This is a genomic window from Pseudomonas sp. S3_B08, assembly GCF_054667725.1.
Genome location: NZ_CP162750.1, coordinates 2,063,290 through 2,087,259, shown reverse-complemented (window position 1 = coordinate 2,087,259; position 23,970 = coordinate 2,063,290). Strand labels below are relative to the sequence as shown.

General features: G+C 58.6%; 19 protein-coding genes. 10 read left to right on the top strand and 9 right to left on the bottom strand.

Translation table 11 applies throughout. The annotated features are described in order from the left end of the window. The first annotated feature begins 127 nt into the window (after positions 1-127). From AB4N73_RS09500 to AB4N73_RS09485, 4 genes are all read left to right on the top strand, one after another. Positions 128-1,249 carry a sugar diacid recognition domain-containing protein gene (locus tag AB4N73_RS09500; protein WP_150635138.1) on the top strand — a complete coding sequence of 374 codons (1,122 nt, stop codon included), beginning with the start codon at positions 128-130 and terminating at the stop codon, positions 1,247-1,249. A gap of 238 nt (positions 1,250-1,487) precedes the next feature. Next, positions 1,488-2,627, top strand: coding sequence for a glycerate kinase (locus AB4N73_RS09495; RefSeq protein WP_460143329.1), 1,140 nt, complete (start codon positions 1,488-1,490; stop codon positions 2,625-2,627). Positions 2,628-2,932: 305 nt separating this feature from the next. Continuing rightward, positions 2,933-4,558: a methyl-accepting chemotaxis protein gene (locus AB4N73_RS09490; protein WP_460143328.1), complete on the top strand. Its 1,626-nt coding sequence runs from the start codon at positions 2,933-2,935 to the stop codon at positions 4,556-4,558. A gap of 41 nt (positions 4,559-4,599) precedes the next feature. Continuing rightward, entirely contained in the window at positions 4,600-5,787 is a 1,188-nt protein-coding gene (locus tag AB4N73_RS09485; protein WP_056789670.1) for a pyridoxal phosphate-dependent aminotransferase, read from the top strand. Between the two features lie 141 nt (positions 5,788-5,928). Here the strand turns inward: AB4N73_RS09485 and AB4N73_RS09480 are convergent, their stop codons facing one another. From AB4N73_RS09480 to AB4N73_RS09460, 5 genes are all read right to left on the bottom strand, one after another. Beyond that, positions 5,929-6,906 carry a 2-hydroxyacid dehydrogenase gene (locus AB4N73_RS09480; RefSeq protein ID WP_460143327.1) on the bottom strand — a complete coding sequence of 326 codons (978 nt, stop codon included), beginning with the start codon at positions 6,904-6,906 and terminating at the stop codon, positions 5,929-5,931. Positions 6,907-6,919: 13 nt separating this feature from the next. Beyond that, positions 6,920-8,218: an MFS transporter gene (locus AB4N73_RS09475; RefSeq protein ID WP_076562678.1), complete on the bottom strand. Its 1,299-nt coding sequence runs from the start codon at positions 8,216-8,218 to the stop codon at positions 6,920-6,922. Between the two features lie 57 nt (positions 8,219-8,275). Then, positions 8,276-9,295, bottom strand: a complete 1,020-nt coding sequence (locus AB4N73_RS09470; protein ID WP_460143326.1) for a sugar kinase — start codon at positions 9,293-9,295, stop codon at positions 8,276-8,278. After that, entirely contained in the window at positions 9,288-10,070 is a 783-nt protein-coding gene (locus AB4N73_RS09465) for a sugar phosphate isomerase/epimerase family protein (RefSeq protein WP_252878284.1), read from the bottom strand. Before AB4N73_RS09465 ends, AB4N73_RS09470 begins: the two co-directional genes overlap by 8 nt. A 150-nt stretch (positions 10,071-10,220) precedes the next feature. Continuing rightward, positions 10,221-11,249 (bottom strand): LacI family DNA-binding transcriptional regulator, encoded by a 1,029-nt coding sequence (locus AB4N73_RS09460; protein WP_310216262.1) that lies wholly within the window; start codon positions 11,247-11,249, stop codon positions 10,221-10,223. A gap of 237 nt (positions 11,250-11,486) precedes the next feature. On the opposite strand from AB4N73_RS09460, the gene AB4N73_RS09455 reads away from it, so the two are divergent. The 5 genes from AB4N73_RS09455 (at position 11,487) to AB4N73_RS09435 (ending at position 17,211) form a co-directional block, all read left to right on the top strand. Further along, positions 11,487-11,858, top strand: coding sequence for a hypothetical protein (locus AB4N73_RS09455; protein ID WP_460143325.1), 372 nt, complete (start codon positions 11,487-11,489; stop codon positions 11,856-11,858). Positions 11,859-11,887: 29 nt separating this feature from the next. Further along, complete coding sequence (locus tag AB4N73_RS09450; RefSeq protein ID WP_460143324.1) at positions 11,888-12,331, top strand: hypothetical protein; 444 nt, start codon at positions 11,888-11,890, stop codon at positions 12,329-12,331. A gap of 105 nt (positions 12,332-12,436) precedes the next feature. Then, on the top strand, positions 12,437-14,521 hold the full coding sequence (locus AB4N73_RS09445; protein ID WP_056789691.1) for a hypothetical protein: 2,085 nt from the start codon (positions 12,437-12,439) through the stop codon (positions 14,519-14,521). Positions 14,522-14,770: 249 nt separating this feature from the next. Continuing rightward, entirely contained in the window at positions 14,771-16,072 is a 1,302-nt protein-coding gene (locus AB4N73_RS09440; RefSeq protein ID WP_460143323.1) for a hypothetical protein, read from the top strand. Beyond that, entirely contained in the window at positions 16,006-17,211 is a 1,206-nt protein-coding gene (locus AB4N73_RS09435) for an autotransporter outer membrane beta-barrel domain-containing protein (RefSeq protein WP_460061544.1), read from the top strand. Before AB4N73_RS09440 ends, AB4N73_RS09435 begins: the two co-directional genes overlap by 67 nt. 50 nt (positions 17,212-17,261) lie before the next feature. Here AB4N73_RS09435 and AB4N73_RS09430 read toward each other — a convergent pair whose 3' ends face one another. From AB4N73_RS09430 to AB4N73_RS09415, 4 genes are all read right to left on the bottom strand, one after another. After that, positions 17,262-17,771 (bottom strand): hypothetical protein, encoded by a 510-nt coding sequence (locus tag AB4N73_RS09430; RefSeq protein WP_056789698.1) that lies wholly within the window; start codon positions 17,769-17,771, stop codon positions 17,262-17,264. A 167-nt stretch (positions 17,772-17,938) separates the two neighbouring features. Beyond that, entirely contained in the window at positions 17,939-18,580 is a 642-nt protein-coding gene (locus tag AB4N73_RS09425; protein WP_056789701.1) for a DUF1345 domain-containing protein, read from the bottom strand. Between the two features lie 162 nt (positions 18,581-18,742). Further along, entirely contained in the window at positions 18,743-21,841 is a 3,099-nt protein-coding gene (locus tag AB4N73_RS09420) for a multidrug efflux RND transporter permease subunit (protein ID WP_460143322.1), read from the bottom strand. A gap of 15 nt (positions 21,842-21,856) precedes the next feature. After that, positions 21,857-23,014 carry an efflux RND transporter periplasmic adaptor subunit gene (locus AB4N73_RS09415; RefSeq protein ID WP_041480213.1) on the bottom strand — a complete coding sequence of 386 codons (1,158 nt, stop codon included), beginning with the start codon at positions 23,012-23,014 and terminating at the stop codon, positions 21,857-21,859. 253 nt (positions 23,015-23,267) lie between these two features. Between AB4N73_RS09415 and AB4N73_RS09410 the strand changes: the two genes are divergently transcribed. Further along, positions 23,268-23,969 (top strand): response regulator, encoded by a 702-nt coding sequence (locus AB4N73_RS09410; RefSeq protein WP_016774890.1) that lies wholly within the window; start codon positions 23,268-23,270, stop codon positions 23,967-23,969. Position 23,970: the final 1 nt, after the last annotated feature.

The following is a 23,970-nucleotide window of genomic DNA, read 5'->3' as shown; positions in this document are numbered from 1 at the left end:
CGTTGATCGCCCTGAGAGTCTCGGCCACCTTTGGCCGGATTGTCTTTGTGCCTGAGCACAGGGTTTGCCGCCAGACCCTGTGCGGCTGAACAACCGTTCGTGCCTGAACTGAAGGATTGCCGCCGCTATGTTCGAACTCGATCACGACCTTGCCCAGGACATCGTCGACCGGGCCATGGCCATTTTGCCGTACAACGTCAATGTCATGGACAGTCAGGGCCTGATCCTCGGCAGCGGTGAACCGGAACGCATCAACACCCGGCATGAAGGCGCGCAACTGGTGCTGGCCAACGGGCGTGTGGTGGAAATCGACGCGCAGACGGCGGTGCATCTCAAAGGTGTGCAACCGGGGATCAATCTGCCGCTGCTGCTCGATCAGCGCTTGATCGGCGTGCTCGGCATCACCGGCGAGCCGGAGCAATTGCGCACCTACGCCGAGCTGGTGCGCATGACCGCTGAAATGCTGGTCGGCCAGCGCAACCAGCAGGCCGAGCAACAATGGCGACGGCAGCGTTGCGATGATCTGCTGGCGTTGCTGCTGAGCGAGGCGGGGGATTCGCCGCGTCTGATCGATGAGGCGCAGCAACTAGGGCTCAAGCCGCAATTGACCCGCGTGCCGTATTTGTTTGAGCTGGGTCTTGAGCACGGGCCGGGGCAAACCGTCGAGGCACTGAGTGCGTGGCTGACCTCGCGTTATCCGGACAGTTGGTGCGTGAGTTCGGCGAAGTCTTCGTTGTTGTGGTGTCGCCCGGCGAGCCAGAACGTCGAGCATGATCGCCTGCTGGAAAAACTCGATGGCCTCGGCTGGAAGATTTTGCGCATCGCCGTCGGCGGGCAGGCGGATGGTCTGGCCGGGTTGCGTCGCTGTTATCGACGAGTCGGCGATTTGCTCGCTTATGGTCGTGACGTGCTGCCGAATTCGAGACTGCTGACGCTCAATCGTTATCGCTTGCCGGTCATGCTGTGGCGTCATCGCAACGATGATGCGCTGGACGAACTGCTCAAGCCGCTGCGCCAGGTCATCGCCAAGGACAGCAACGGCCAGTTGCTGGCGACCCTGCGCAGTTGGTGCGAGCACGACGGGCAGAGCCAGGCCTGTGCCGAGGCGTTGGGCATTCATCGCAATAGTCTGCGTTATCGCATGGAGCGGATTGCCGAGTTGAGCGGGGTTGATCCGTTGAAGCTGGACGGGATGCTGGCGTTGTATCTTGGGGTGCAGCTGCTGCCGCAGACTGATCCATTGCCATGAGTTGTCCTTGAGGCCGCCATCGCTGGCAAGCCAGCTCCCACAGGTCAGAAGGCGTTCATAACTTCCATAGTCACCGCAGAACCCTGTGGGAGCTGGCTTGCCAGCGATGAGGCCGGTACGACCAACACATATCTTTTGTGGAAATGAACAATAAACGCCGACGCCACTTGTGCACTCGACCGGCGTCAAGGCGCAGGCCGACTGGCAGCATGAATGCCACTGCAACCGGAGAATTCCCATGAAAATCGTCATCGCCCCCGACTCGTTCAAGGATAGCCTGAGTGCCCAAGGCGTTGCCGAAGCCATTGCCCTCGGACTGGCCCAGGTCTGGCCGCAGGCGACGCTGATCAAATGCGCGATGGCCGATGGCGGCGAAGGTACGGTCGAGTCGATTCTTGCAGCCTGCGAAGGTGAGTTACGCCGCACCCGCGTGCGCGGTCCACTGGGCGCGCCGGTCGAAGCCGCATGGGGCTGGCTGCCGCACAACCACACCGCGATCATCGAAATGGCCGAGGCCAGCGGTCTGCAACTGGTCCCGCCGGGACAGCGCGATGCCTGCATCAGCAGCACCTTTGGCACAGGTGAATTGATTCGTGCAGCGCTGGATGCCGGCGCGCAACGGGTGATTCTGGCGATTGGCGGCAGCGCGACCAATGACGCCGGCGCCGGGGCGATGCAGGCGCTGGGGGTGAAGTTGCTGGATGCGCAGAATCAGTCGCTGGTGCCCGGCGGCCTGGCCTTGGCGCAACTGGCGCGATTGGACCTGAGTGGGTTTGATCGACGTCTGGCCGATGTGCGTTTCGACATCGCCGCCGACGTCAATAATCCGCTCTGCGGCCCCCACGGCGCCTCGGCCATTTTCGGCCCTCAGAAGGGCGCGTCGCCTGCGCAGGTTGAGCAACTTGATCAGGCGCTGGGGCACTTTGCCAAACTCTGCGCGCAAGCATTGGGCAGGGACGTGCGCGATGAACCGGGCAGCGGCGCGGCGGGTGGTCTGGGGTTTGCTGCCAAGGCTTTTCTCGGTGCGCAGTTTCAGGCGGGCGTCGAGGTGGTAGCGGAACTGGTCGGGCTCGCTGACGCGGTCAGAGGTGCGGATCTGGTGATTACCGGAGAAGGCCGCTTCGATGCGCAAACCCTTCGCGGCAAAACGCCGTTCGGTGTTGCGCGAGTTGCCAAACAACACGCTGTGCCGGTGATCGTGATTGCCGGGACCTTGGGCGAGGGCTATCAGGAGCTCTATCAACACGGCATCGACGCCGCTTTCGCCGTGACCAGCGGACCGATGACACTCGAACAAGCCTGCGCCGAAGCACCGCGCCTGCTGCGTGAACGCGCCACCGATATTGCTCGGGTCTGGCAACTCGCCGCCCAACGCTGATCGGCTTGCCTATGTAGGAGCTGTCGAGTGCAACGAGGCTGCGATCTTTTGACTTTTAAAAGCAGGATCAAAAGATCGCAGCCTCGTTGCACTCGACAGCTCCTACCAAGGGCAGCGGAGCAGTTTTTGATTGTTGCCACGTCCTGAAAAATATTTACCGCAGACCCGAAACCTTCCTCAAGCCTGGCCGATACAACGGTCAGGCGCACACAAAACCACAACTCAGTGCCGCCGGACTGTCGCCCGCTATGGGCCAGTGCTCACGGCATGGACGCTCGCAGTTTCTTTCTTTCGAGAGTCCGACCATGTCCCTGCGTAACCTGAATATCGCGCCCCGTGCTTTCCTCGGTTTTGCCTTTATCGCCTTGCTGGTGATTGTCCTCGGCGTATTCGCCGTCAGCCGCATGACGGTCATTCGTCAGGCGTCGGTCGACATGGACACCAACCAATTGCCAAGCGTGACCCACCTCAGCGTGGTCACGGAAAACGTCCTGCGCATGCGCATTCTCTCGTTCCGTGTGCTGGTCAATCGCGAACCGGCCAGCCTGCAAGAGGCAGAAACCCGCATCGCGGTGCTGGTCGACAAGGTGCGCAAAGCTCAGGCCAGCTATGCTGCGTTGCCGGCAGGTCCTGAAGAGCACGCAGTTTTCCAGACGTTTTCGACCACCCTCGATAACTATCTGCAAGCGCAGAACCGGATGCTTGAGCTGTCGCGCCAGGGCGATCTGGAAGCAATGCGTGCCTTGATCAACACCCGCATCAAGGAAGGCACCGATCAGATGGGCGAGCAGCTCAACAAGCTGATCGGCATGAATACCGCCGGGGCCAGAGCGGCGGCCATTAAGGCCGGTGAAAACTATGACAGCGCCATCACCGGGATCATTATCGTCGCCGTCATCGCGGCGCTGGCCACCGTGTTGCTTGCCTGGTTGCTGACCCGCAGCATCGTCACACCACTCAACCGCGCCGTGCTCGCTGCGCAAACCATTGCCGACGGCGACCTCAGCAAAGCCATCGAAGTCGACGGCAAGGACGAACCGGCGCGCTTGCTTGAAGCCTTGGCAGCGATGCAGTCCAACCTGCGCAAAACCATCGAGCAGATCGCCGGTTCCGCCACGCAACTGGGCGCCGCTGCCGAAGAACTCAGCGCCGTCACTGAAGAAGCGTCGCGCGGGCTGCAGCAGCAGAACAATGAAATCGAACAGGCCGCCACGGCCGTCAACGAGATGACCGCTGCGGTGGAAGAGGTGGCGCGCAACGCCGTGTCGACTTCCGAAGCGTCAAACCAGTCGACCCACGCCGCCCGCGAAGGTCGTGATCAGGTGGTGAAAACCGTCGACGCGATCCAGACCATGACTCACGACGTGCAGAACACCGCGCAGATGATCGAAGGCCTCGCCGCGCAAGGTCGTGACATTGGCAAGGTGCTGGACGTGATTCGCGCCATCGCTGAGCAGACCAACTTGCTGGCGCTCAACGCTGCGATTGAAGCCGCGCGTGCCGGCGAGGCTGGCCGTGGCTTTGCCGTGGTGGCTGATGAAGTGCGAGCCTTGGCCCATCGCACCGCGCAGTCGACCCAGGAAATCGAGAAAATGGTTGCCGGCATCCAGAACGGCACCGGTGAAGCGGTCTCCTCGATGCAGCAAAGCAACCAGCGTACCCAGTCCACTCTGGAAATGGCCCGCGCGGCTGGCGTGGCACTGGAGCAGATCACGCAATCGATTCACCAGATCAACGAACGCAACCTGGTTATCGCCAGCGCTTCGGAAGAGCAGGCGCAAGTCTCCCGCGAAGTCGATCGCAATCTGGTCAACATCCGCGACCTCGCCACGCAATCGGCCGCCGGCGCCAACCAGACCAGCGCCGCGACCCACGAACTGTCGCGACTGGCAGTGGATTTGAACGCCATGGTGGCGCGTTTCGTGATTTGAGATACGGTGAAGGCTGGAAACCGCGCTAACAGGAGACGTACATGCGCTATTCAGCCTTGACCCAACGAATCGCCGGGGAGGGTGCCGCTGCCTGGCAGATTCACGACCGAGCGCTGGAACTGCGCGCCGAGGGCGTTGATGTTTTGTTGTTGAGCGTCGGCGATCCGGATTTCGATACGCCGTTGCCGATCGTCCATGGCGCGATCGATAGCCTGTTGGCCGGTGATACCCATTACGCCGATGTGCGTGGGCGGTTTGAGCTGCGCAGGCTGATTGCCGAGCGTCATCGCCAGCGCAGTGGTCAACGGGTTGATCCTGATCAGGTGATTGTCCTGCCCGGCGCACAATGCGCGGTGTACTCGGTGGCGCAGTGTCTGCTCGATCCGGGCGATGAAGTGATCGTCGCTGAGCCGATGTACGTCACTTACGAAGGTGTGTTTGGCGCCTGCGGTGCCAAGGTGATTGCGGTGCCGGTACGCCCCGACAACGGTTTCCGTGTCGACCCGGCCGATGTTGCCGCGCGCATTACCCCGCGAACGCGCGCCATGCTGCTCAACAGTCCGAACAATCCCAGCGGCGCGAGTTTGCCCTTGCTGATCTGGCAGGAACTGGCGGCGCTGTGCATTCGCCATGACTTGTGGCTGATAAGCGATGAGGTGTACAGCGAGCTGTTATATGAAGGCGAGCACATCAGCCCGGCGAGCCTGCCGGGCATGGCCGAGCGCACCGCGACGATCAACAGTCTGTCGAAATCCCATGCGATGACCGGTTGGCGTATCGGCTGGATGATCGGCCCGAATGCCTTGGCCGAGCATCTGGTGAATCTGTCGCTGAGCATGCTCTTCGGTCTGCCGGATTTCGTACAGAAAGCCGCGCAAGTGGCGCTGCAAAGTGATCTGCCGGAAGTCTCTCAGATGCGCGAGGAGTATCGCTTGCGCCGCGATCTGGTCTGCGAACGTTTGCACGGTTGCCCTGGGTTGCAGCCGATTCGCCCGGATGGCGGCATGTTCGTGATGGTCGATGTGCGCCAGACTGGCCTCGGCGCCCAGGCATTTGCCGAGCGCTTGCTGGAAGGTTACGGGGTGTCAGTGTTGGCCGGTGAAGCGTTCGGGCCGAGCGCGGCGGGGCATATTCGCATCGGGCTGGTGGTGGATCGGGTCAAACTGGCGGATGCCTGCGCGCGGATTGCGTTGTGTGCGGTGCAGCTGTTGCAGGCGCGCAGTGCCTGATGGATTTGCTGTGTCTTCACTGGCCAAATCGCTGGCAAGCCAGCTCCCACAGGTTTTTCAGTGTCCATGACACTCATGGACGACCCGAATCCTGTGGGAGCTGGCTTGCCAGCGATGAGGCCAGAGCCGGCAATAAAGATCTCAGTTTTGCCAAGTAGAGGCGTTCACCAGATTCGCCGGCCGCTGTCCATTCAACGCCGCCAACAGATTCTCCACCGCACACCGCGCCATTGCCTCACGCGTTTCGTGGGTCGCCGAGCCCATGTGCGGCGTCGCCACCACGTTGCTCAACTGCAACAACGGCGAATCATGATTCAACGGCTCGCGCTCGAACACATCCAGCCCCGCCGCGCGAATCCGCTTGCTGCGCAACGCCTCGATCATCGCCGCCTCATCAACCACCTTGCCCCGCGAGATATTGATGAAAATGCTCTCCGGCCGCATCAGCGCAAATTGTTCCGCGCCGATCAAGCGTTCGGTCTGCGCCGTCAGAGGCAAAGTCAGGCAAATGAAATCGGCCTGCTGGAGCAAATCTTCGAGGCTGCGATATTGCGCGTCGAAACGCTCCTCGACCGCCGGTTTGCGCGACTGGCTGTGGTAGATCACCGGCATGCCGAAACCGAAATGCCCGCGCTGGGCCAAGGCCTCGCCGATGCGGCCCATGCCGATGATGCCCAGCGTCTTGCCGTGCACATCGGTGCCGAAATGCGCCGGGCCGATGTTGCGGCTCCATTGCCCACCACGGACCATGTCCGCCAGTTCGACCACCCGCCGCGCGGCAGCGAGGATCAGGGCGAAACCGGTGTCGGCGGTGGTTTCGGTGAGCACGTCGGGGGTGTTGGTCAGCAGAACCTTGCGCCGATTCAGATACTCGATGTCGTAGTTGTCAACACCCACCGAGACGCTGGCAATCGCCTCCAGCTGCGGCCCCAGATCCAGCAGCGCGGCATCTAGTTTCAGGCTGGCCCCGAGCAAACCGTGGGCGCGGGGCAGGGCATCGCGCAGCTGCATTAGGCCATCGGCGTCGAGGCTTTCGATCAGCGTTACGTCAAATTGCTCTTGCAGGCGCGCCATCAGCGCGGGCGAAAGTTTTTTATACAGCACGACCTGTTTTTTCATGGCAAAAGTCCTTTCAGGAATGCGCCGGCACACGCGGCGTGGCGACGGCTTTGGCGACGACGCGATCACTGGCGCCGGGCTTGAGGAAAATGGTCAACACCACCGACAGCAACAGCGCGCCGCTCATCAGCAGATAGGAAGCGCCGGGCGAGCCGGTCGAGCTGTTCAGATAGCCGACCAGATACGAGCCGCCAAAAGAACCGAGCGCGCCCATGCTGTTGATCAGCGCCATGGCGCCGCCAGCGACGTTGGCCGGCAGGATCTCGGGAACGATGGCGAAGAATGGCCCGTACGGCGCGTACATGCAGGCGCCGGCAATCACCAGCAGCGTGTACGACCACCAGAAATGTTCGGCGCCCAAGGCATACGAGCCATAAAACGCAATCGAAGCGATCAGCAGCGGCGGCCAGACGAAGCGTTTGCGCTTCTGCAATTTGTCCGAACCCCACGACACCGCGAGCATGCCCAGCACGGCCGCCAGATACGGCAGCGCCGAGAGCCAGCCAGCCTCGATCATGTCCATTTGCGCGCCGGCCTTGAGGATCGATGGCAGCCACAAAACGAAACCGTAGACGCCGATGCTCCAGCAGAAAAACTGCAGCGCCAGGATTATCACCTTCGGCGAGCGGAACGCCTCGGCGTAGTTCTTCACCGCTTTGATCCCGACCTGCTCAGCGGCCAGCGCGCTTTCCAGATCGTGTTTTTCCTGCTCATTGAGCCACTTGGCCTGGGCCGGGCGGTCGTCGGCCAGACGCCACCAGATAAACGCCCACAGCACCGCCGGCAGACCTTCAATGATGAACATCCAGCGCCAGCTGAAATGCTGCACCAGATAGCCCGACACCACCGACATCCACAGCATCGTCACCGGGTTACCGAGGATCAAAAAGGTGTTGGCCCGCGAACGTTCGGCACGGGTGAACCAATGGCACAGATACACCAGCATCGCCGGCATCACCGCCGCTTCGACCACGCCGAGCATGAAGCGAATGACGATCAGCCAATAGGCGTTGGACACCACGCCGGTCAACGTGGCCAGACCACCCCAGAGGATCAGGCTGACGAAAATCAGCTTCTTGACGCTGTGCTTTTGCGCGTAGATCGCGCCGGGAACCTGAAAGAAAAAGTAACCGAGAAAGAACAGCGCACCAAGCAGCGAGGACAGACCCGGTGTAATCATCAGGTCTTCGGCCATGCCCGACGCGGCGGCAAAACCGTAGTTGGCGCGATCAAGATAGGCCAGGCTGTATGTGATGAACACAATCGGCATGATGTACCACCAGCGGCGGGTGGCGAGGGTAGCGGTTTTCATCGGTGTGACTCCTGAGCTTGTTGTTTTTGTCGCAGCAGGTTCATTGATTTGCGGTGATCAGGCGGGCCTCTTCGCGAGCAGGCTCGCTCCCACAGAGGATTGCATTCCAAATGTGGGAGCGAGCCTGCTCGCGAAGGCGGATTCAAATTCAATCGATAACTCTTGGCGGGTCGGCAACCCCTCCATGTCGCCACGACTCTGCACCGCGCGACTGCCAATCCAGTTCGCTCGCTGCACGGCCTCGGCAAAACTCTGATGCTCGAGCAGGGCGCTGATCATCCCCACCGCAAAGCCATCCCCGGCGCCCACGGTATCGACCACGTTGCTCACCGGCACGCCAGCGACAAAACCCTGATCCAGCTGCGTGCGGTAATAAGCGCCCGCAGGCCCGAGCTTGATCGCCACCGCCTCGGCGCCCTGATCCAGATAGAACGCAGCAATGTCGGCTGGGTCGTCGAAACCGGTGAGCAAGCGGCCCTCGCTTAACCCCGGCAACACCCAGTGGGCGAGAGCGGCGAGGCGGTTGATCTGGCGGATCATCTCGCCCTCGCTGGCCCACAGGCTCGGGCGCAGATTCGGGTCGAACGACACGCTGCGCCCGGCGTTGCGCATCCGGGTCATCAGCTCGAAGGACATTTCCCGGCTGGTACCTGACAGCGCCGGCGGAATACCGGTGGCGTGCAAGTGACGGGCGCTCAGCAGGTTGTCGCTGATGGAGTGCGGCGACAAATGACTGGCCGCCGAACCGCGCCGGAAATATTCGACCTGCGGGTCGCTGCCATCGTCGTTGCGCGATTTGAACTGGAAACCCGTTGGCTGGTTTTTATCGACTTCGACGTGGCTGCAATCCAGACCTTCCTTGATCAGCGTTTCCACCACAAAGCGTCCGAGCGAATCATTACCCACCCGGCTCAGCCACGCGACGTTGAAACCCAAGCGCGACAAGCCGATCGCGACGTTGCTGTCGGCCCCGGCAATCCGTTTGTGAAACTGCTCGACCTTGGCCAGATCGCCGGTCTGCTCGGCGACCAGCATCGCCATGGTTTCACCGAAAGAAAGAATATCGATCTCAGACATGAGCTGGCTCCAGGCGCGATTGACCGAGGCGGGCGAGGGCGGCGACGTGTTCACGGGTCAGTTGCACCAGGTCATCGCCTTGCAGCGGGTATTCGGCGGCGCGCATAACGCCTTGGTCCATGTGCCGCAGCAGTTGTTCCCACAGATGCAGATCGCTGATGGCCGGCGGTACGGCGATCAGTTTGCCGTCGGCGCGGCGCGCAACGGCTTTGCAATGCACATAACCGACGTGACGGCCGAGCGCGCGTGCGGCGCTGGCGGCGGACTGGTCCTGCCAGTGCCAGTTGCCAATGTCGAAGGTCATCTTGATCGGCAGGTTGTGTTGCTCGACGGCGGTAAAGAAACGCTGGAACGGTTCGATACGTCCGCCGTGCAAGGTCTGGTCGTTCTCCACCAGCAGTTGCACCGGGCTTTGCTTGAGTCGCTCGGCCAGTGCCTGCAAGTCAGAGTTGTCGGTGAAATAACCGAGGGACACTTTCAGCCATTTCGAGCCAAATGCCTGGGCCTGCTGCAGCGCGGTAATCAGTTCGGGATTTGGCTGCGCTTGCCCTGCGAGCCAGAGTTCGGTGGGTGAGGAGTAAATGCTTTGCAGGCCCTGCGCCTGGGTAGCCTGAGCCAGTTGCGCCGGGTCTTCACGGGTCAGCAGCTCTTCACGCCACTCGATGCGATTCGCCCCGGCTGCCGCGAGGATGTCGATAAAACAATCCTGCCCACGCTGGCGCACGAGCTCGGCACCGTAGCTGGACAGACTGATGGAAACGGCGGGTTTATTCATTGTTATTGACCTCTGAAACCGGTTTCATTTTTGTTCAAAAAAAATCAGGTGATTCTGTAGTGTTTTTGCAGGCCCTTTGGCGAGCAGGCTCGCCCGCACATTTGCAACACGGTCACCTGTGGGAGCGAGCCCGCTCGCGAAAGCGCCAGATCAGACGCCGCCAATCCCTCGGGTCGAACCCCGCTCAATCAGCACCGGCGCAAAATCCACAATTCGCGCCACCTCATCATCCCCGCGCAAGCGCTTGAGCAGACACTCAAACGCCCGCGCGCCTATCTCTTGCGTCGGCTGTGCCAGCGCGGTAATCCCGCTGCCCACCAGCGGATACCAATCCAGATCATCCAGAGCAATCAGCCCGACATCCTCGAACAAGCGCACACCGAGTGCGCGCAACGCGTGAGTCGCCGCCAGCGCCGCCACGCCATTGGCGCAAAACAGTGCTTTCGGACCGTCAACGTGGGTGTTTAAAAAAGTTTGAAGTTGCGCCTTCAGATCATCGCCGGTTTCCAGCACCGCCCCGGTCAGGGCCGAGCGTTGGGCAATCTGCGCTTGAAAACTGCTGACCCGTTCGATCCGCGAACTGGTGCCATCAAACGGTTCGGTTACCAGCAATAAATCCTGATATCCGCGCTGCTCAAGGTGCGCGAGCGCCATTTCAACTGCTTGCGAGTTGTTCAGTCCGACCATGTCGCTGTCGAGCCCGTCGACCTTGCGATCCACCAACACCATAGGCATCTCGCGGCGCAGCTCATGCAGTTCGTCCCGGTGATGGCCCAGCGTGTTCACGATCAGCCCTTCGATGTTGTACGAGCGCAACAGCGCCAGATGCTGGCGTTCCTGCTCGTCATCGCGGTCGGTGTTGCACACCACCAGGCTGTAGCCGTGCGCACGGCAGGCGGTTTCCACCCCGTGCATCACGGCAATCGAATAGGGGTTACGGATATCGGCGACGAGCATGCCGATCAGCCGAGTGCGTCCGCGTTTCAGGCCACGGGCCATTTGGTTGGGGCGGTAACCGAGTTCATCAATCGCCTGCTCGATGCGCCGGGCAATGGCATCGGAGAGCAGCGCGCGGTCTTCGCCGATGAAGCGCGAGACGCTGGCCTTGGATACACCAGCGCGTTCGGCAACATCAAGCATGGTCACGCGGCTGCGCTGGGCGGCGGAGAAGTCGTTCAATGGGTCAGACCTTATTTTTGAAATGTAGCGTTTTAACGGCATGGATACCGCTGAAACCGGTTTCAGAAGACACTATCTGACCTTGAGCCGTCAACCTTCAAATGCAGCGGAAGCAGTCACGGCAAAATGGATTTCCGACAAACGGTTGCTTTACCTGTCAGATCTGACAGTAGGCATCTTTCCAATACCAGCGCTTAATTTCTTTCAGGCCTAGATGACCAGCCAGTGAGAAATTCCATGCCGATCGAAACGCCGATTACCTCCAGCGATCCATTGAATCCCGGCGTGCTTCTGAGCCTGCCACGAGTGGAAGGCGTCGATCCGCTTGACCCGGCCGGAACATTGCCGCCGGACGCAAAACAGGTGGGCATCGTTTGTATTATTGACCGCTGGCCGAGCTTTCCTGTTTCAGGCGTGAATAAAGATCGTGTTGAAATTTTCATCGTTGGTAACCCTGATTTCGTCGCCTTTGGCGAGTATGGAGCCGCGGACGATGCGCCGGAGTTTCGTATTCCAGTAGCTCCCGAGAAACTTCCGGATGTGGCTACGTTTGAACTTTTTACACAGTACGTTCGATCAACCCTACTACGTCACCTTCACGACGCCTGACTTTTGCGATAGTTAAGCCGCCGCAACTTTTGAAGGAGGTTACTTTTCCCGATGCGGATGCTTGGGGATATATCGGATGTTACAAGAACCATCCCGGCGATCCGGAAGCCTTGTTTATCTGGGAAGGGGTACGTATCGAAATTCCTTTCGATGACTTGTTTCAGCTTACGGATGTCCTCAGCCTGGATTGGCAGGCATGGGATTCTTTAAACGGGTCGGGAAACCCTTTGACACAGGTGTTTAACTTTACTGAGGTTGTGACAGATGTTGTGACCAAGGAGCCAGTGAAGATTGTAATCAAGCCCTTTGCTTCACATATAGAACCCATGGAGGAAAACGATTCGGCCTTAGTTAATTACCAACTATTGCGCGACGGTGTACCTATCTTTCGCTCGTTTACCGGGCTGGTGAAGGTAGACAGGAAAATTCCGGGAGAAAGCAAGTATTGCTCGGATGCAAGTTGGATGAAGTGATCAGGCCGCAACAGTAGCAGCGATATTACGACTGCAGTTGGCGACATTCGCCATTGTCGAAGATGCATGGATCAAAAAACATTTTCTACGCAATGGAGAAGGCACATGACAAGTATTCAAACTGCGGAGTCAGGCACACCCTTGGGCGTTCTGGTCGCACCTACCCCCGAATTGCCAGACGGGCGCGGCACGAACAAGGACATCATTCCGATAGCTGCGATACCTGTGGGCGCCGCGCTGACACTTATGGTCAAGACCAATGTGTGGTCGAATCCTAACAGCAGAGATCAGATCGCCCTTGACGTTACGCGAACCCAGCCTCCTGCCAATCCGCTGCCGACAGACTTCACGCGGTTAAACAGGGTAAACCTCGGCGACGTGGCCAGCCGTCCTGTAGATTTTCCGATCACAGTGCCTACCGAATTTCTGGGTGAGGATGCAACCCCGGTGGGGCCGACGCCGATCTGGGTGCGTAGCGTGCTGTATGAGCGGGGGCTCAACCCGCTGACCGGTCCGGTGATGAAGTTTTTTATCGACCGTACTGGTGCCTGGCAAGCGAAACCTGCACAAACAGGTACAAATCCAGGACAGGTTCCAGGCGCCAGAACAATTCCGCCAGCCACCTTTCCAAATGCCCCCGGGGATCTGGATGACACATGGGCGGGTCAGCCAGGTAACGAAGGGGGATTGCAGGTACAAATTGATACCGGCTACGCCAACGTTCAGCCGGATGACACGTTGACCCTGTACGTGGCAGGTACACGTACCAACCCTCCGCAGGTGCCCCCTTTTTTCAACGGACCGATGCCCACCGATGGCAAGCTGTCCATCCCGACCGCAGAGCTACGCAAGGTAACGAGCGGCCGGGCCTTCATCTGGTTCATCATTACTGACGCTGCTGGCAACCAGAGCGCATGGGGCGTGTATTTCAAAAACGTGCGTTTTCTGCCACTGCCCAAACTGGGCGTCATTACCGTCCCGGCAAACGAAGATGGTCTGATCGATTTAAAAGATGCGCGTGCAGGTGTGAAGGTAAAAGTCAGCCGGTTGGTAGATACAATCGGCACCGACGTAGTGAGCCTGACATACGGCGCTCAACCAGCCCAGGATCTGCCATTCAACGCACTCACGGAGCTGGAGTTCACCATTCCTTGGTCGAGTCTGAGCAAACAATACTTTGATAACCAGACGGGTACGAATTTTGAATTGGACGTGGTCGTCAAAGCTGACTTGATGCGTGGCGGCTTATCCATCGACGACGGATCAACAACTGTCAAAACAGATTTCTCGACGCATCCGCCTTATACCGTCGACCCGACGACCCCGCCCCCTGAAGTTAATCCCGAATTCCGGAAACTGATCGTCCGCGGACAGCCACCTGTCACGGATAACTTACTGGGCCCTCAGGATGTCGATCAGACAGCCAAGGCTCACATCGATGTCTCGCCTGTCACCGCCGGGACGTCGTTTCCCGATCCCGAACCGGGCGATCTGGTTACCCTGAAGTATCTTGGGGATCAAGGCGAAATTATCGTTAATTCCATTCAAATGACTCAGTCGAATATCAATAATGTCGTTCAGATAGATTTGCCATATACCGTTGTCGGTCCGGGTGGTATCGGGCTTAAAGAGGCTTGGTGGACATATGAAAACCCCGCCCGGAATAATACTCAAGACTCGGCAAAGGAGACGGTAACTGTCAATACTGTAGTCATCGTTCTCGATAAGCCAGAATTCCAACGCCCACCTACAGATGGCACCGAAGACCCATACATTATTTGCGAGAGCTTGACGGGGGATGATCACGTTGCGACGTTCAAGATCAAACCTAATGATCATTTCACCGATGGGATGAATATCACATTCAATTGGCAAGGCTGGCATGACGATAAATACACCATAGACGCACCGCCGGATACGGTTTTTTCCGATACTCGTGCGATCACTTCGCTCGAGTTAACGGAGGGGATGCTTTGGGAAGTGCCATACGCACCTTTTATTCGTAATCTTCCTCGTCCACCTGCTACCACGCCTGATCCGACCGACTTTTACGCAGGTTATGTAAAAATCTGGTATTCGACGCCAATTGTAACCACGTCAGAAGTTCAGGAAATGATTGTCTACTTGCTCAATGCTGACTTCTTGTACTGCGAATCGGAACCGGGCTGGGATCCTGCGCCTGCTCCATAAACGGCATTCGCGATCATTGCATTGCCGGAGAGCCAGCCTCTTCAGGCAATGCAATTTTATTTGCGGAGTAAGAAACATCTCGAAATGTCGCGAGTGGGCGATTAAGCCCACCTATTAAGAGGATTAGTCCTACAGAGAAAGTCCGGACTAGCAGGTATTCTCCAGCGCCGTCTACAACGGTCGTCTGATGGAATATGTACGTCTGAACCGTCTTTCTTCCGTCCCGATAAAACTCAACGAGAAGTGAATATGACGTTTGAAAATTGCTTGGGACCGACAGTTTCAAAACTCGCTGGCACGCTCTCTTGCGCAGCATTGCTGATTGCAATATCCGAGACGGCCTTTTCCCGAAATCTCAATCCTGGTGAAGTCGAAACCGTATCCGGCGGTGCTACGCCAGAAGCCTGGTTCATCCCTGTCACCGCCACGCTCAACGTCAATGGCGGTGATACGCTGAACATCGTTGTCGGCGGTGGGACGTTAAACGCGATTTCCGCCAGCACTTCACAGATTGAAGCCTCCGCAGACGCCCGAGTGTCTCTGGACGCGGCAACGGTGACGGCTAGCAATTTTGACACTGCGCTGAGCTTGACCGACAGCTCGGCAGTGGTATCCGGCAGTACGCTGTCCAGCGATGGCAGAGCAATGTCGCTTGCGCGCGACCTGAATATACCCGTTGGCTCAACAGCGACCGTCACTGGCAGTACTTTGACAGGCGGTTTTTCGGGTGCAGCGGTGACATCCCTCAGTACGTTGAATCTGGTGGACAGCCGGGTTGAAGGGACAGACGCCGATGGTGTTGGTCTCGAACTCTATGGCGGCAACGCCAATGTCAGTGCAGCCAGCGAGGTCACCGGGGAACTGAATGGGATCATCTTTGGCGAGGATACTGTCCTGAACCCGAGCGATGTCACCGCACAGAGTGTACTGAAGATTGATGGGTCAACCGTGCAGGGCCGCACCGGCGCAGCGATCAAAGTCGATTTTGCGACGCCGGACGATCAACCGGTATTGATCGAGATAGCTAACCGTTCGAATCTGATCGGCGGCAACGGTAATATCCTCGAGGTCATGGATGGCGCAGCAGCGCGCTTTCAAATCGACGACAGCCAGTTGACCGGCAATGTAGCGGTTGCTGACGGCGGGACCGCCGCGGTTTTCTTGCAAAACAATGCCAGCCTTGACGGCGATTTGACCAACGTCGATTCTGTTTCGCTTGATACCCGAAGCATACTCACCGGTAACATTCAGGGCTCCGGGGCTGGCGTCGTGATGCTGGATAACGACTCGATCCTGCACGGTTCGGTTACTGGCGTCAGCGCTATGTCCATCGGGCGTGGCGCTGAATGGAACCTGGATGGCAGCAATTCGTTATCGAATCTCGAAATGCAGGGAGGGAACGTCAGATTCGGCACGCCCGCCGAGTTCGTCCGTCTGGATGTTGCCAACCTGTCAGGCAACGGCCGGTTTTTTTGGATGCTGACGTGTCCACCGGTGAAACGGACTTTCTCAATGTCACGGAATCAGCCAGTGGCCGTCACGAGCTGGTAGTTGGTGCAAGCGCCAGCGAACCTGTCACCGGTGCACCGCTTCAAGTGGCTAACATCGCTGGCGGGGATGCTGAGTTCGATCTGAGAAACGGTCAGGTTGATCGTGGTGCTTTGGCGTACAAACTGGTGCGAGAGGGCGAAGGTATTTTCCTGCGGACTGATGGGACAACGCCGAGTACAGGTTCACAAACAGCATTGGCTATTGCCGGTACCGCTCCTACGGTTATCTATTCGGAAATGACCACTCTCAATACTCGCCTCGGCGACCGTCGCATGGCCGGCACTCAGCCGCGATCGCGATCGATTGCGGCACTGGACTCAGATAATCAGAACGCGACCAGCGGCCTGTGGATACGCACTCATGCCAATCAGTACAACGTCAAGAATGCCTACGGTGATGGTTATAAACAAAATCAGACTGGCGTCTCATTGGGGGTGGACACGCCACTACCGATAGGTGATGGCCAATGGTTGATCGGGGTTTTTGGTGGCTACAGCACCACTCGCCTTAACCTGGCCCGCGGCAGCGCCGGCACGATCAACAGCACCTATGGCGGGATGTATCTGTCCTGGTATGACGAAACGACCGGGTATTACGTGGATACCGTTGGCAAAATCAACCGTTTCAGTAATGACGTCAAAGTCACCTTGAGCGATGACACTCGAACAAAGGGTGACTTCGATAATCTCGGCATCAGTGGAACCGTCGAAGTGGGTAAGCATATAGTCTTTAACCGAGGTTACTTCATCGAACCCTCTGCTCAGGTTGGTGTTGCGACGGTAAAAGGCAAGGACTACAAATTGGACAACGGACTGCAGGTAGACAGCAACGAGACCCGCTCATTGCTCGGCAAGGTCGGAATGACCGTTGGCCGCGAGGTGGTGCTGAACAATGGCGGAAAATTGCAACCCAGGCTGCACGCGGCGTTAAGTCATGAATTCGTCAACAATAATCGTGTCAGCGTGAATGACACTGGATTCAACAACGATTTGTCCAGCACCAGCCTAGAGCTGACCGGGGGCCTCAATTGGGTTCCGGCCAATAACAAATGGCAACTGTATGGCGAGATAGGGACCAGCAGGGGCAGCAAAGCTGACCAGGAGCTAGGAGGGAGTGTCGGGCTGAGCTTCAGTTTCTGATTGCATCAGCATTAAAAAAAGGAAGCCTCGCAGCTTCCTTTTTGTCGTAGTCAGTAAGCGTTTTTTCTCTTGCTCAGGTCTGCGTTAGCGACAAACTCCCCAGTGATCGGAAACTCTTCGTTGCCGCTCTCTCCACCATGGTCATATGTGCCGGACCAAGTGCCACTCAAGGTTTTTTTAATGTCGTCATATTTCAATGTCAGGCTCCCGCTCACAGAGACGTGCAGATCACCCGTCGCAGGATTGGAATAGTAGGTACTTCTGACATCATCGCTATCTTTGGAGAGGTCATAGGTCGACGATTGGGGTTTAAAAGGGAACACAAACTCAAGCGTACGCGTCACACCATCCTTAGTGTGTCCAGCTGTCAGGACGTAACGCAGGCCTTCCGGGTAGGGCTTCGGCCCGAAGGAAGGTACAGAGGTAGATCGAAACTCCATGAATTGAGGGATTTTGACAAACCTGTAGTTTGGGTTGGCATCGCCGTTGATAGTGGCTGACAAATAGGTCGGCGCTAAAACCGGAGAGATCGTCGTGTAGGCTCGGGCTGCATAGCTCATGAGTTTTATCTCCATACAATATGGTTGGGGACATCCAAAGACTGACCCGTCCTACTTCTGGATGTTGTATGGAAGCGTGAATACAGTACGCCTGTAAACTGTCAGTGTTGACAGTTTACAGGCGTACGTTTTTGTGAGCTTTGAACTGCCAGAACAAGCCGTGTTTTTCAGCCGAACAATCCTGCTGCAATGTTGATCGAGAACCCGAGGATCGCGGTATTGAACACAAAACCGATCAACGACTGCGCCAGCACAATTTTTCGAATATCCCGCGTTGCAACACCCACATCCGAAGTCTGCACAGCCACGCCGATGGTGAACGAGAAGTACAGAAAATCCCAGTAATTGGGGGTGGTCAGTCCTTCAGCAAAACGCAGCGCCGGCTCTTTGCCGTCCCAGGTGTAAAACAATCTGGCGTAGTGCACACAGAAGATCACACCTATCAGCAGCCATGAGCCGGTCACTGTCAGCGCTGTGAACCCGTAGTGCATGAGTTTGCGTGAGGTTTCCAGGTCTTTGCTGCCGGCCAGTTCAAGGGTGATGGTGGCGAGACTGGCCAACGCGGCAATGCACACCACAAACAGCACCAGTCCGGCGTTCTCGTCTTCGACTTCGGCGATGCGTCGCACGTCCGGTGCCTTGGCGCGTATGGTCAGCCAGAACATCAGGATCAGGTATGTCCAGACACCGACGTTCCAGCCAATGAGAATTTTGCTGACGATGGAATCGGCCGGGACCAACAGGCCGGTGGCGAGGCCGAGCGAGGCGGCAGCGGAAAGGCGAGGGTGGGTGCGGGCGAGGAAACGCATGGTGACTCACGTTGGTGAACTGTCAGCGCACCATAGCGCAGGCGATCCGGCTTTTGTAGGAGCTGCCGAAGGCTCGGGCCGCGATCGGACGATCTTTCGACTTTAGCTTTTCAAGATCAAAAGATCGCAGCCTCGTTGCACTCGACAGCTCCTACATTTGGATCAGTGGGGTTTGGTGAACCGTTGTACGAGTTTCATCACTACGACGAAGAAGACTGGGACGAAGATCACCGCCAGCGTCGCCGTAATCATCCCACCGATCACGCCAGTGCCGATCGCCTGTTGGCTGGCCGAACTGGCGCCGGTGGCGATGGCCAACGGCACCACACCGAGAATGAACGCCAGCGATGTCATCACGATCGGCCGCAGACGCAAACGCGCGGCCTGCAACGTCGCATCGATCAGATCGTGACCTTCGTCATACAAGCTCTTGGCGAACTCGATGATCAGGATCGCGTTTTTCGCCGACAGACCAATGATGGTGATCAGTCCGACCTTGAAGAACACGTCGTTGGGCATGCCGCGCAGTGTCACGGCGAGTACCGCGCCGAGCACACCAAGCGGGACAACGAGCAATACAGAGGTCGGAATCGACCAGCTCTCGTACAGCGCCGCCAGACACAGGAATACCACCAGTAGCGACAGGCCCAGCAGAACCGGCGCCTGATTGCCTGACAGGCGTTCCTGCAACGACAAACCGGTCCACTCTTGACCCAGACCTTTCGGCCCCAGCGCAACCAGTCGTTCGATTTCCGCCATGGCCTCGCCGGTACTGTGCCCGGGTGACGGTTCACCAGATATCGCGATCGCTGGATAGCCGTTGTAACGAGTCAACTGCGCCGGGCCTTGAATCCAGTTGGCCTGGACGAATGCGGACAGCGGCACCATGTTTCCAGCATTGTTGCGCACATGCATTTTCAGCAAATCATCCACCTGACTGCGCTGATCACCTTCGGCTTGCACGACCACCCGCTGCATACGGCCCTGATTGGGGAAGTCATTGATGTAACTCGAACCCACGGCAGTGGACAGCACGTTGCCAATGTCGGCGAACGATACGCCCAAGGCATTCGCCTGCTTGCGGTCGACGATCAGCTGCACCTGCGGTGCTTCGGCCAGCGCGCTTTCACGGACGTTCATCAATACCGGGCTTTTTTCGGCCGCGGCGAGCAACTCGGTACGCGCCCGCATCAACGTCGCATGACCCAGACCACCGCGATCCTGCAAGCGGAACTCGAAACCGCTGGACGTGCCAAGGCCATCCACCGGCGGCGGCAGCACCGAGAAGGCCATGGCGTCCTTGATCTGGCTCAGCGCCGCGTTGGCGCGGTCGGCGATTGAGCTGGCAGTATCGTCACTGCCACGTTCCGACCAATCCTTGAGCGTCGAAAACGCCAGCGCTGCGTTCTGCCCGCTACCGGAGAAACTGAAACCCAGGATCACCACACTGTCACTGATTCCCGGCTCACCGGCGTTGTGCGCTTCGAGCTGCTCGGCTACTTGTACAGTACGGTTCTTCGTTGCGCCGGGTGGCAATTGAATATCGGTAATGGTGTAGCCCTGATCCTCGGTCGGCAGAAACGAGGAGGGCAGGCGCGCAAAACAGATTCCGAGTCCAATCAGCAGGACCACGTAGATCATCAGGTAGCGACCCGTACGCTTGAGCGCATAGCCGACCCAACCCTGATAACGGTCGGTCAATTGCTCAAATCGGCGATTGAACCAGCCGAAAAATCCGGACTTCTCGTGGTGCTCGCCTTTGCCGACAGGCTTGAGCAATGTCGCGCACAGCGCCGGCGTCAAGGTCAGGGCGAGGAACGCGGAGAATAAAATCGAGGTGGCCATGGACAGCGAGAACTGTTGGTAGATCACCCCGACCGAACCCTGCATAAATGCCATCGGAATAAACACCGCGACCAGCACCAGAGTAATGCCGATGATCGCCCCGGTGATCTGCGTCATCGCCTTGCGCGTGGCTTCCTTGGGCGACAGGCCCTCGCTGGCCATGATGCGCTCGACGTTCTCCACCACGACGATGGCGTCATCCACCAGAATGCCGATGGCCAGCACCATGCCGAACATGGTCAGCACGTTGATTGAGAACCCCAGCGCCAGCATGGTCGCGAAAGTGCCCATCAACGCCACCGGCACCACCAGTGTCGGGATCAGCGTGTAGCGCACGTTTTGCAGGAACAGGAACATCACTGCAAATACCAGCAGCATCGCTTCGCCGAGGGTGTAGATCACTTTGGTGATCGAGACTTTGACGAACGGCGAAGTGTCGTAAGGAATCTTGTATTCCACGCCGGCCGGGAAGTAGCGCGCCAGTTCATCCATCTTCGCCCGCACCAGTGTCGCGGTGTTCAGCGCGTTGGCGCCTGGAGAAAGCTGCACGCCAACGGCGGTGGACGGCTTGCCGTTCAGGCGTGTGCCGAACTGATATTCCTGGCTGCCGATTTCGACCCGCGCAACATCACCGATGCGCACCGTGGAGCCGTCGCGATTGGCCTTGAGCACGATGTCGGCAAACTCCTGCGGCGTCGACAATTGGCCTTTGACCAGAATTGTCGCGGTGATTTCCTGCGTCGAAGGTGACGGCAGATCACCGATGCTACCTGCCGAAACCTGGGCGTTCTGCGCAACAATGGCGTCGTTGACATCGGCCGGCGTCAGGTTGAACGCGATGAGCTTCTGCGGATCGATCCAGATGCGCATAGCCCGCTCGGCACCATACAACTGCGCCTTGCCGACACCGTCCAGACGCTTTATCTCGTTCATCACGTTGCGCGCCAGATAATCGCTGAGCGCAACGTCATCGAGCTTGCCGTCGCTGGAGGTCAGGGTGATCAGCAAGAGGAAACCGGAAGAGACCTTCTCCACCTGCAACCCCTGCTGATTGACCGCTTGCGGCAGGCGCGACTCGACCACCTTGAGGCGGTTTTGCACATCGACCTGCGCCAGCTCGGGATTGGTGCCCGGCTGAAAGGTTGCCTTGATCGTCGCGCTGCCCAGGCTGCTTTGTGATTCGAAGTAGAGCAAGTGATCGGCGCCGTTGAGCTCTTCCTCGATCAGGCTGACCACGCTTTCATCGACGGTTTGCGCCGAGGCGCCAGGGTAGACGGCGTAAATCTCGATTTGCGGCGGGGCGACGTCGGGGTATTGCGCCACCGGCAACTGCGGAATGGCCAGCACACCGGCCAACAGGATGAACAGGGCGACCACCCAGGCAAACACCGGGCGGTCGATAAAGAACTGCGGCATATAGAAGCGTCCTGCTTACTGACCAGTGGTCTGGGCAAGTGGAAGTGGGGTTTCGTCGATCTGCACCTTTTCCCCGGGACGGGCGTGTTGCAGGCCTTCGATGACAACACGGTCGCCGGGCTTCAGGCCGCCGGTGACGATCCAGCGATTGTTCTGCACCGCACCCAGTTGCACCGGTTGCTGCGCCACGCGCATCTGTTCATCGACAGTCAGCACCTGGGCAATGCCGGCACTGTCACGCTGCACCGCGCGTTGCGGTACGGTGATGCCGTTCTGGATGGTTGCCTGCTCAAGGCGTACGCGGATGAAGCTGCCCGGCAGCAAGTCGAGATCCGGATTGGGAAACTCGCTGCGCACAATGATCTGCCCGGTGCCGGGATCGACAGTGATGTCGCTGAACAGCAGCTTGCCGGGCAACGGATACACGCTACCGTCATCCTGAATCAGCGTGGCCTTCGCTTGATCCTGACCGACTTCCTGCAACTGCCCGGAGCGCAATGCCCGGCGCAGTTCATTGAGCTCGCGGGTCGACTGGGTGAGGTCGGCATGGATCGGGTTGAGTTGCTGAATCAACGCCAGCGGCGTGGTTTCGTTCTGCCCGACCAACGCACCCTCGGTGACCAAGGCGCGACCGATACGGCCGGAAATCGGCGCGGTGACGGTGGCATAGCCGAGGTTCAGTTTCGCCCGTTCAAGCGCCGCTTTGCTGGCCGCGACATCAGCTGCCGTCTGCCGGGCAGCGGCGCGGGCGTTGTCGTAGTCCTGACCGCTGATGGCCTGATCCTCGATCAACTGCGCATAGCGTTGTTCTTGCAATCTGGCCTGAAAGGCGTTGGCCTCGGCTTTGCGCAGCGCGGCTTCGGCACTGTCCAGATCCGCCTTGAAAGGTGCCGGGTCGATGCGGAACAGCACATCGCCTTTTTTTACGTCACTGCCTTCGCGGTAGGTGCGCTGCAACACCACGCCGGCCACGCGTGCGCGCACTTCGGCAATCCGTGGCGCGGCGATGCGGCCGCTCAGTTCGCTGCTGATCGACAATGGCTGGGTTTTGATGGTCTCGATGCGCACGGTGGCTGGTGGTGCTTGCTCTTCGGCGTTCGAGGATGAGTCACAGGCGCTCAGCGTCAGCGCCAATGCGATCAGGCCGAGCCCGGCCAGCAGTTTTCCAGACATGTACAACCCCCAATATTGAAGGCCGCATCCTACGGCCAGACGGGGAGGTTAGCGGTGAAGCTTTGTAGCTGCTGTGTGAAATTGTGTAAGGGTTTTGCTCGGTGGTGCGCGAGGGCGTATATCCTGCAGGCCTTGAAATTTATTGCGACAGTTCGATCGCTTTCGCGAGCAGGCTCGCTCCCACAGGAGATCGCATTTCAATGTGCGAGCGAATGAGTCCCGACTGTCGCCACAGCATTCTCTGGAACACCCCATGCCCAACATTCTCCTGGTCGAAGACGACACCGCCCTCGCCGAACTGATTTCCAGCTACCTGGAGCGCAACGGTTATTCCGTCAGCGTCATCGGCCGTGGCGACCATGTGCGCGAGCGGGCGCGGATCAGTCCGCCGGATCTGGTGATCCTCGACCTCATGCTGCCGGGCCTCGACGGCTTGCAGGTGTGCCGTTTGCTGCGTGCCGATTCGGCGACACTGCCGATCCTCATGCTCACGGCCCGCGATGACAGTCATGATCAGGTACTGGGCCTGGAAATGGGCGCTGACGACTACGTCACCAAACCCTGCGAGCCACGAGTGCTGCTGGCGCGAGTGCGCACGTTGTTGCGGCGCAGCAGCCTCGGCGAACCGCTGGCGGTCAACGATCGGATCGTCATGGGCAATCTGTGCATCGATCTGTCCGAGCGCACCGTGACCTGGCGTGATCAAGCGGTTGAACTGTCCAGCGGCGAATACAATTTGCTGGTGGTGCTGGCCCGGCATGCCGGCGAAGTGCTGAGTCGCGATCAGATTCTTCAGCGGCTGCGCGGTATTGAATTCAATGGCACTGACCGCTCGGTGGACGTGGCGATTTCCAAGCTGCGGCGCAAATTCGATGATCACGCCGGCGAGGCGCGCAAGATCAAGACCGTGTGGGGCAAGGGCTATCTGTTCAGCCGCTCCGAGTGGGAATGCTGAG

Bases quoted from the DNA above. Each gene is read 5' to 3' on its own strand.
- AB4N73_RS09500 (WP_150635138.1), top strand. From the start codon at position 128: ATGTTCGAACTCGATCACGACCTTGCCCAGGACATCGTCGACCGGGCC.
- AB4N73_RS09485 (WP_056789670.1), top strand. From the start codon at position 4,600: ATGCGCTATTCAGCCTTGACCCAACGAATCGCCGGGGAGGGTGCCGCT.
- AB4N73_RS09455 (WP_460143325.1), top strand. From the start codon at position 11,487: ATGCCGATCGAAACGCCGATTACCTCCAGCGATCCATTGAATCCCGGC.
- AB4N73_RS09415 (WP_041480213.1), bottom strand. From the start codon at position 23,014: ATGTCTGGAAAACTGCTGGCCGGGCTCGGCCTGATCGCATTGGCGCTG.
- AB4N73_RS09410 (WP_016774890.1), top strand. From the start codon at position 23,268: ATGCCCAACATTCTCCTGGTCGAAGACGACACCGCCCTCGCCGAACTG.
- AB4N73_RS09420 (WP_460143322.1), bottom strand. From the start codon at position 21,841: ATGCCGCAGTTCTTTATCGACCGCCCGGTGTTTGCCTGGGTGGTCGCC.
- AB4N73_RS09470 (WP_460143326.1), bottom strand. From the start codon at position 9,295: ATGTCTGAGATCGATATTCTTTCTTTCGGTGAAACCATGGCGATGCTG.
- AB4N73_RS09495 (WP_460143329.1), top strand. From the start codon at position 1,488: ATGAAAATCGTCATCGCCCCCGACTCGTTCAAGGATAGCCTGAGTGCC.
- AB4N73_RS09490 (WP_460143328.1), top strand. From the start codon at position 2,933: ATGTCCCTGCGTAACCTGAATATCGCGCCCCGTGCTTTCCTCGGTTTT.
- AB4N73_RS09425 (WP_056789701.1), bottom strand. From the start codon at position 18,580: ATGCGTTTCCTCGCCCGCACCCACCCTCGCCTTTCCGCTGCCGCCTCG.
- AB4N73_RS09480 (WP_460143327.1), bottom strand. From the start codon at position 6,906: ATGAAAAAACAGGTCGTGCTGTATAAAAAACTTTCGCCCGCGCTGATG.
- AB4N73_RS09445 (WP_056789691.1), top strand. From the start codon at position 12,437: ATGACAAGTATTCAAACTGCGGAGTCAGGCACACCCTTGGGCGTTCTG.
- AB4N73_RS09465 (WP_252878284.1), bottom strand. From the start codon at position 10,070: ATGAATAAACCCGCCGTTTCCATCAGTCTGTCCAGCTACGGTGCCGAG.
- AB4N73_RS09475 (WP_076562678.1), bottom strand. From the start codon at position 8,218: ATGAAAACCGCTACCCTCGCCACCCGCCGCTGGTGGTACATCATGCCG.
- AB4N73_RS09430 (WP_056789698.1), bottom strand. From the start codon at position 17,771: ATGAGCTATGCAGCCCGAGCCTACACGACGATCTCTCCGGTTTTAGCG.
- AB4N73_RS09440 (WP_460143323.1), top strand. From the start codon at position 14,771: ATGACGTTTGAAAATTGCTTGGGACCGACAGTTTCAAAACTCGCTGGC.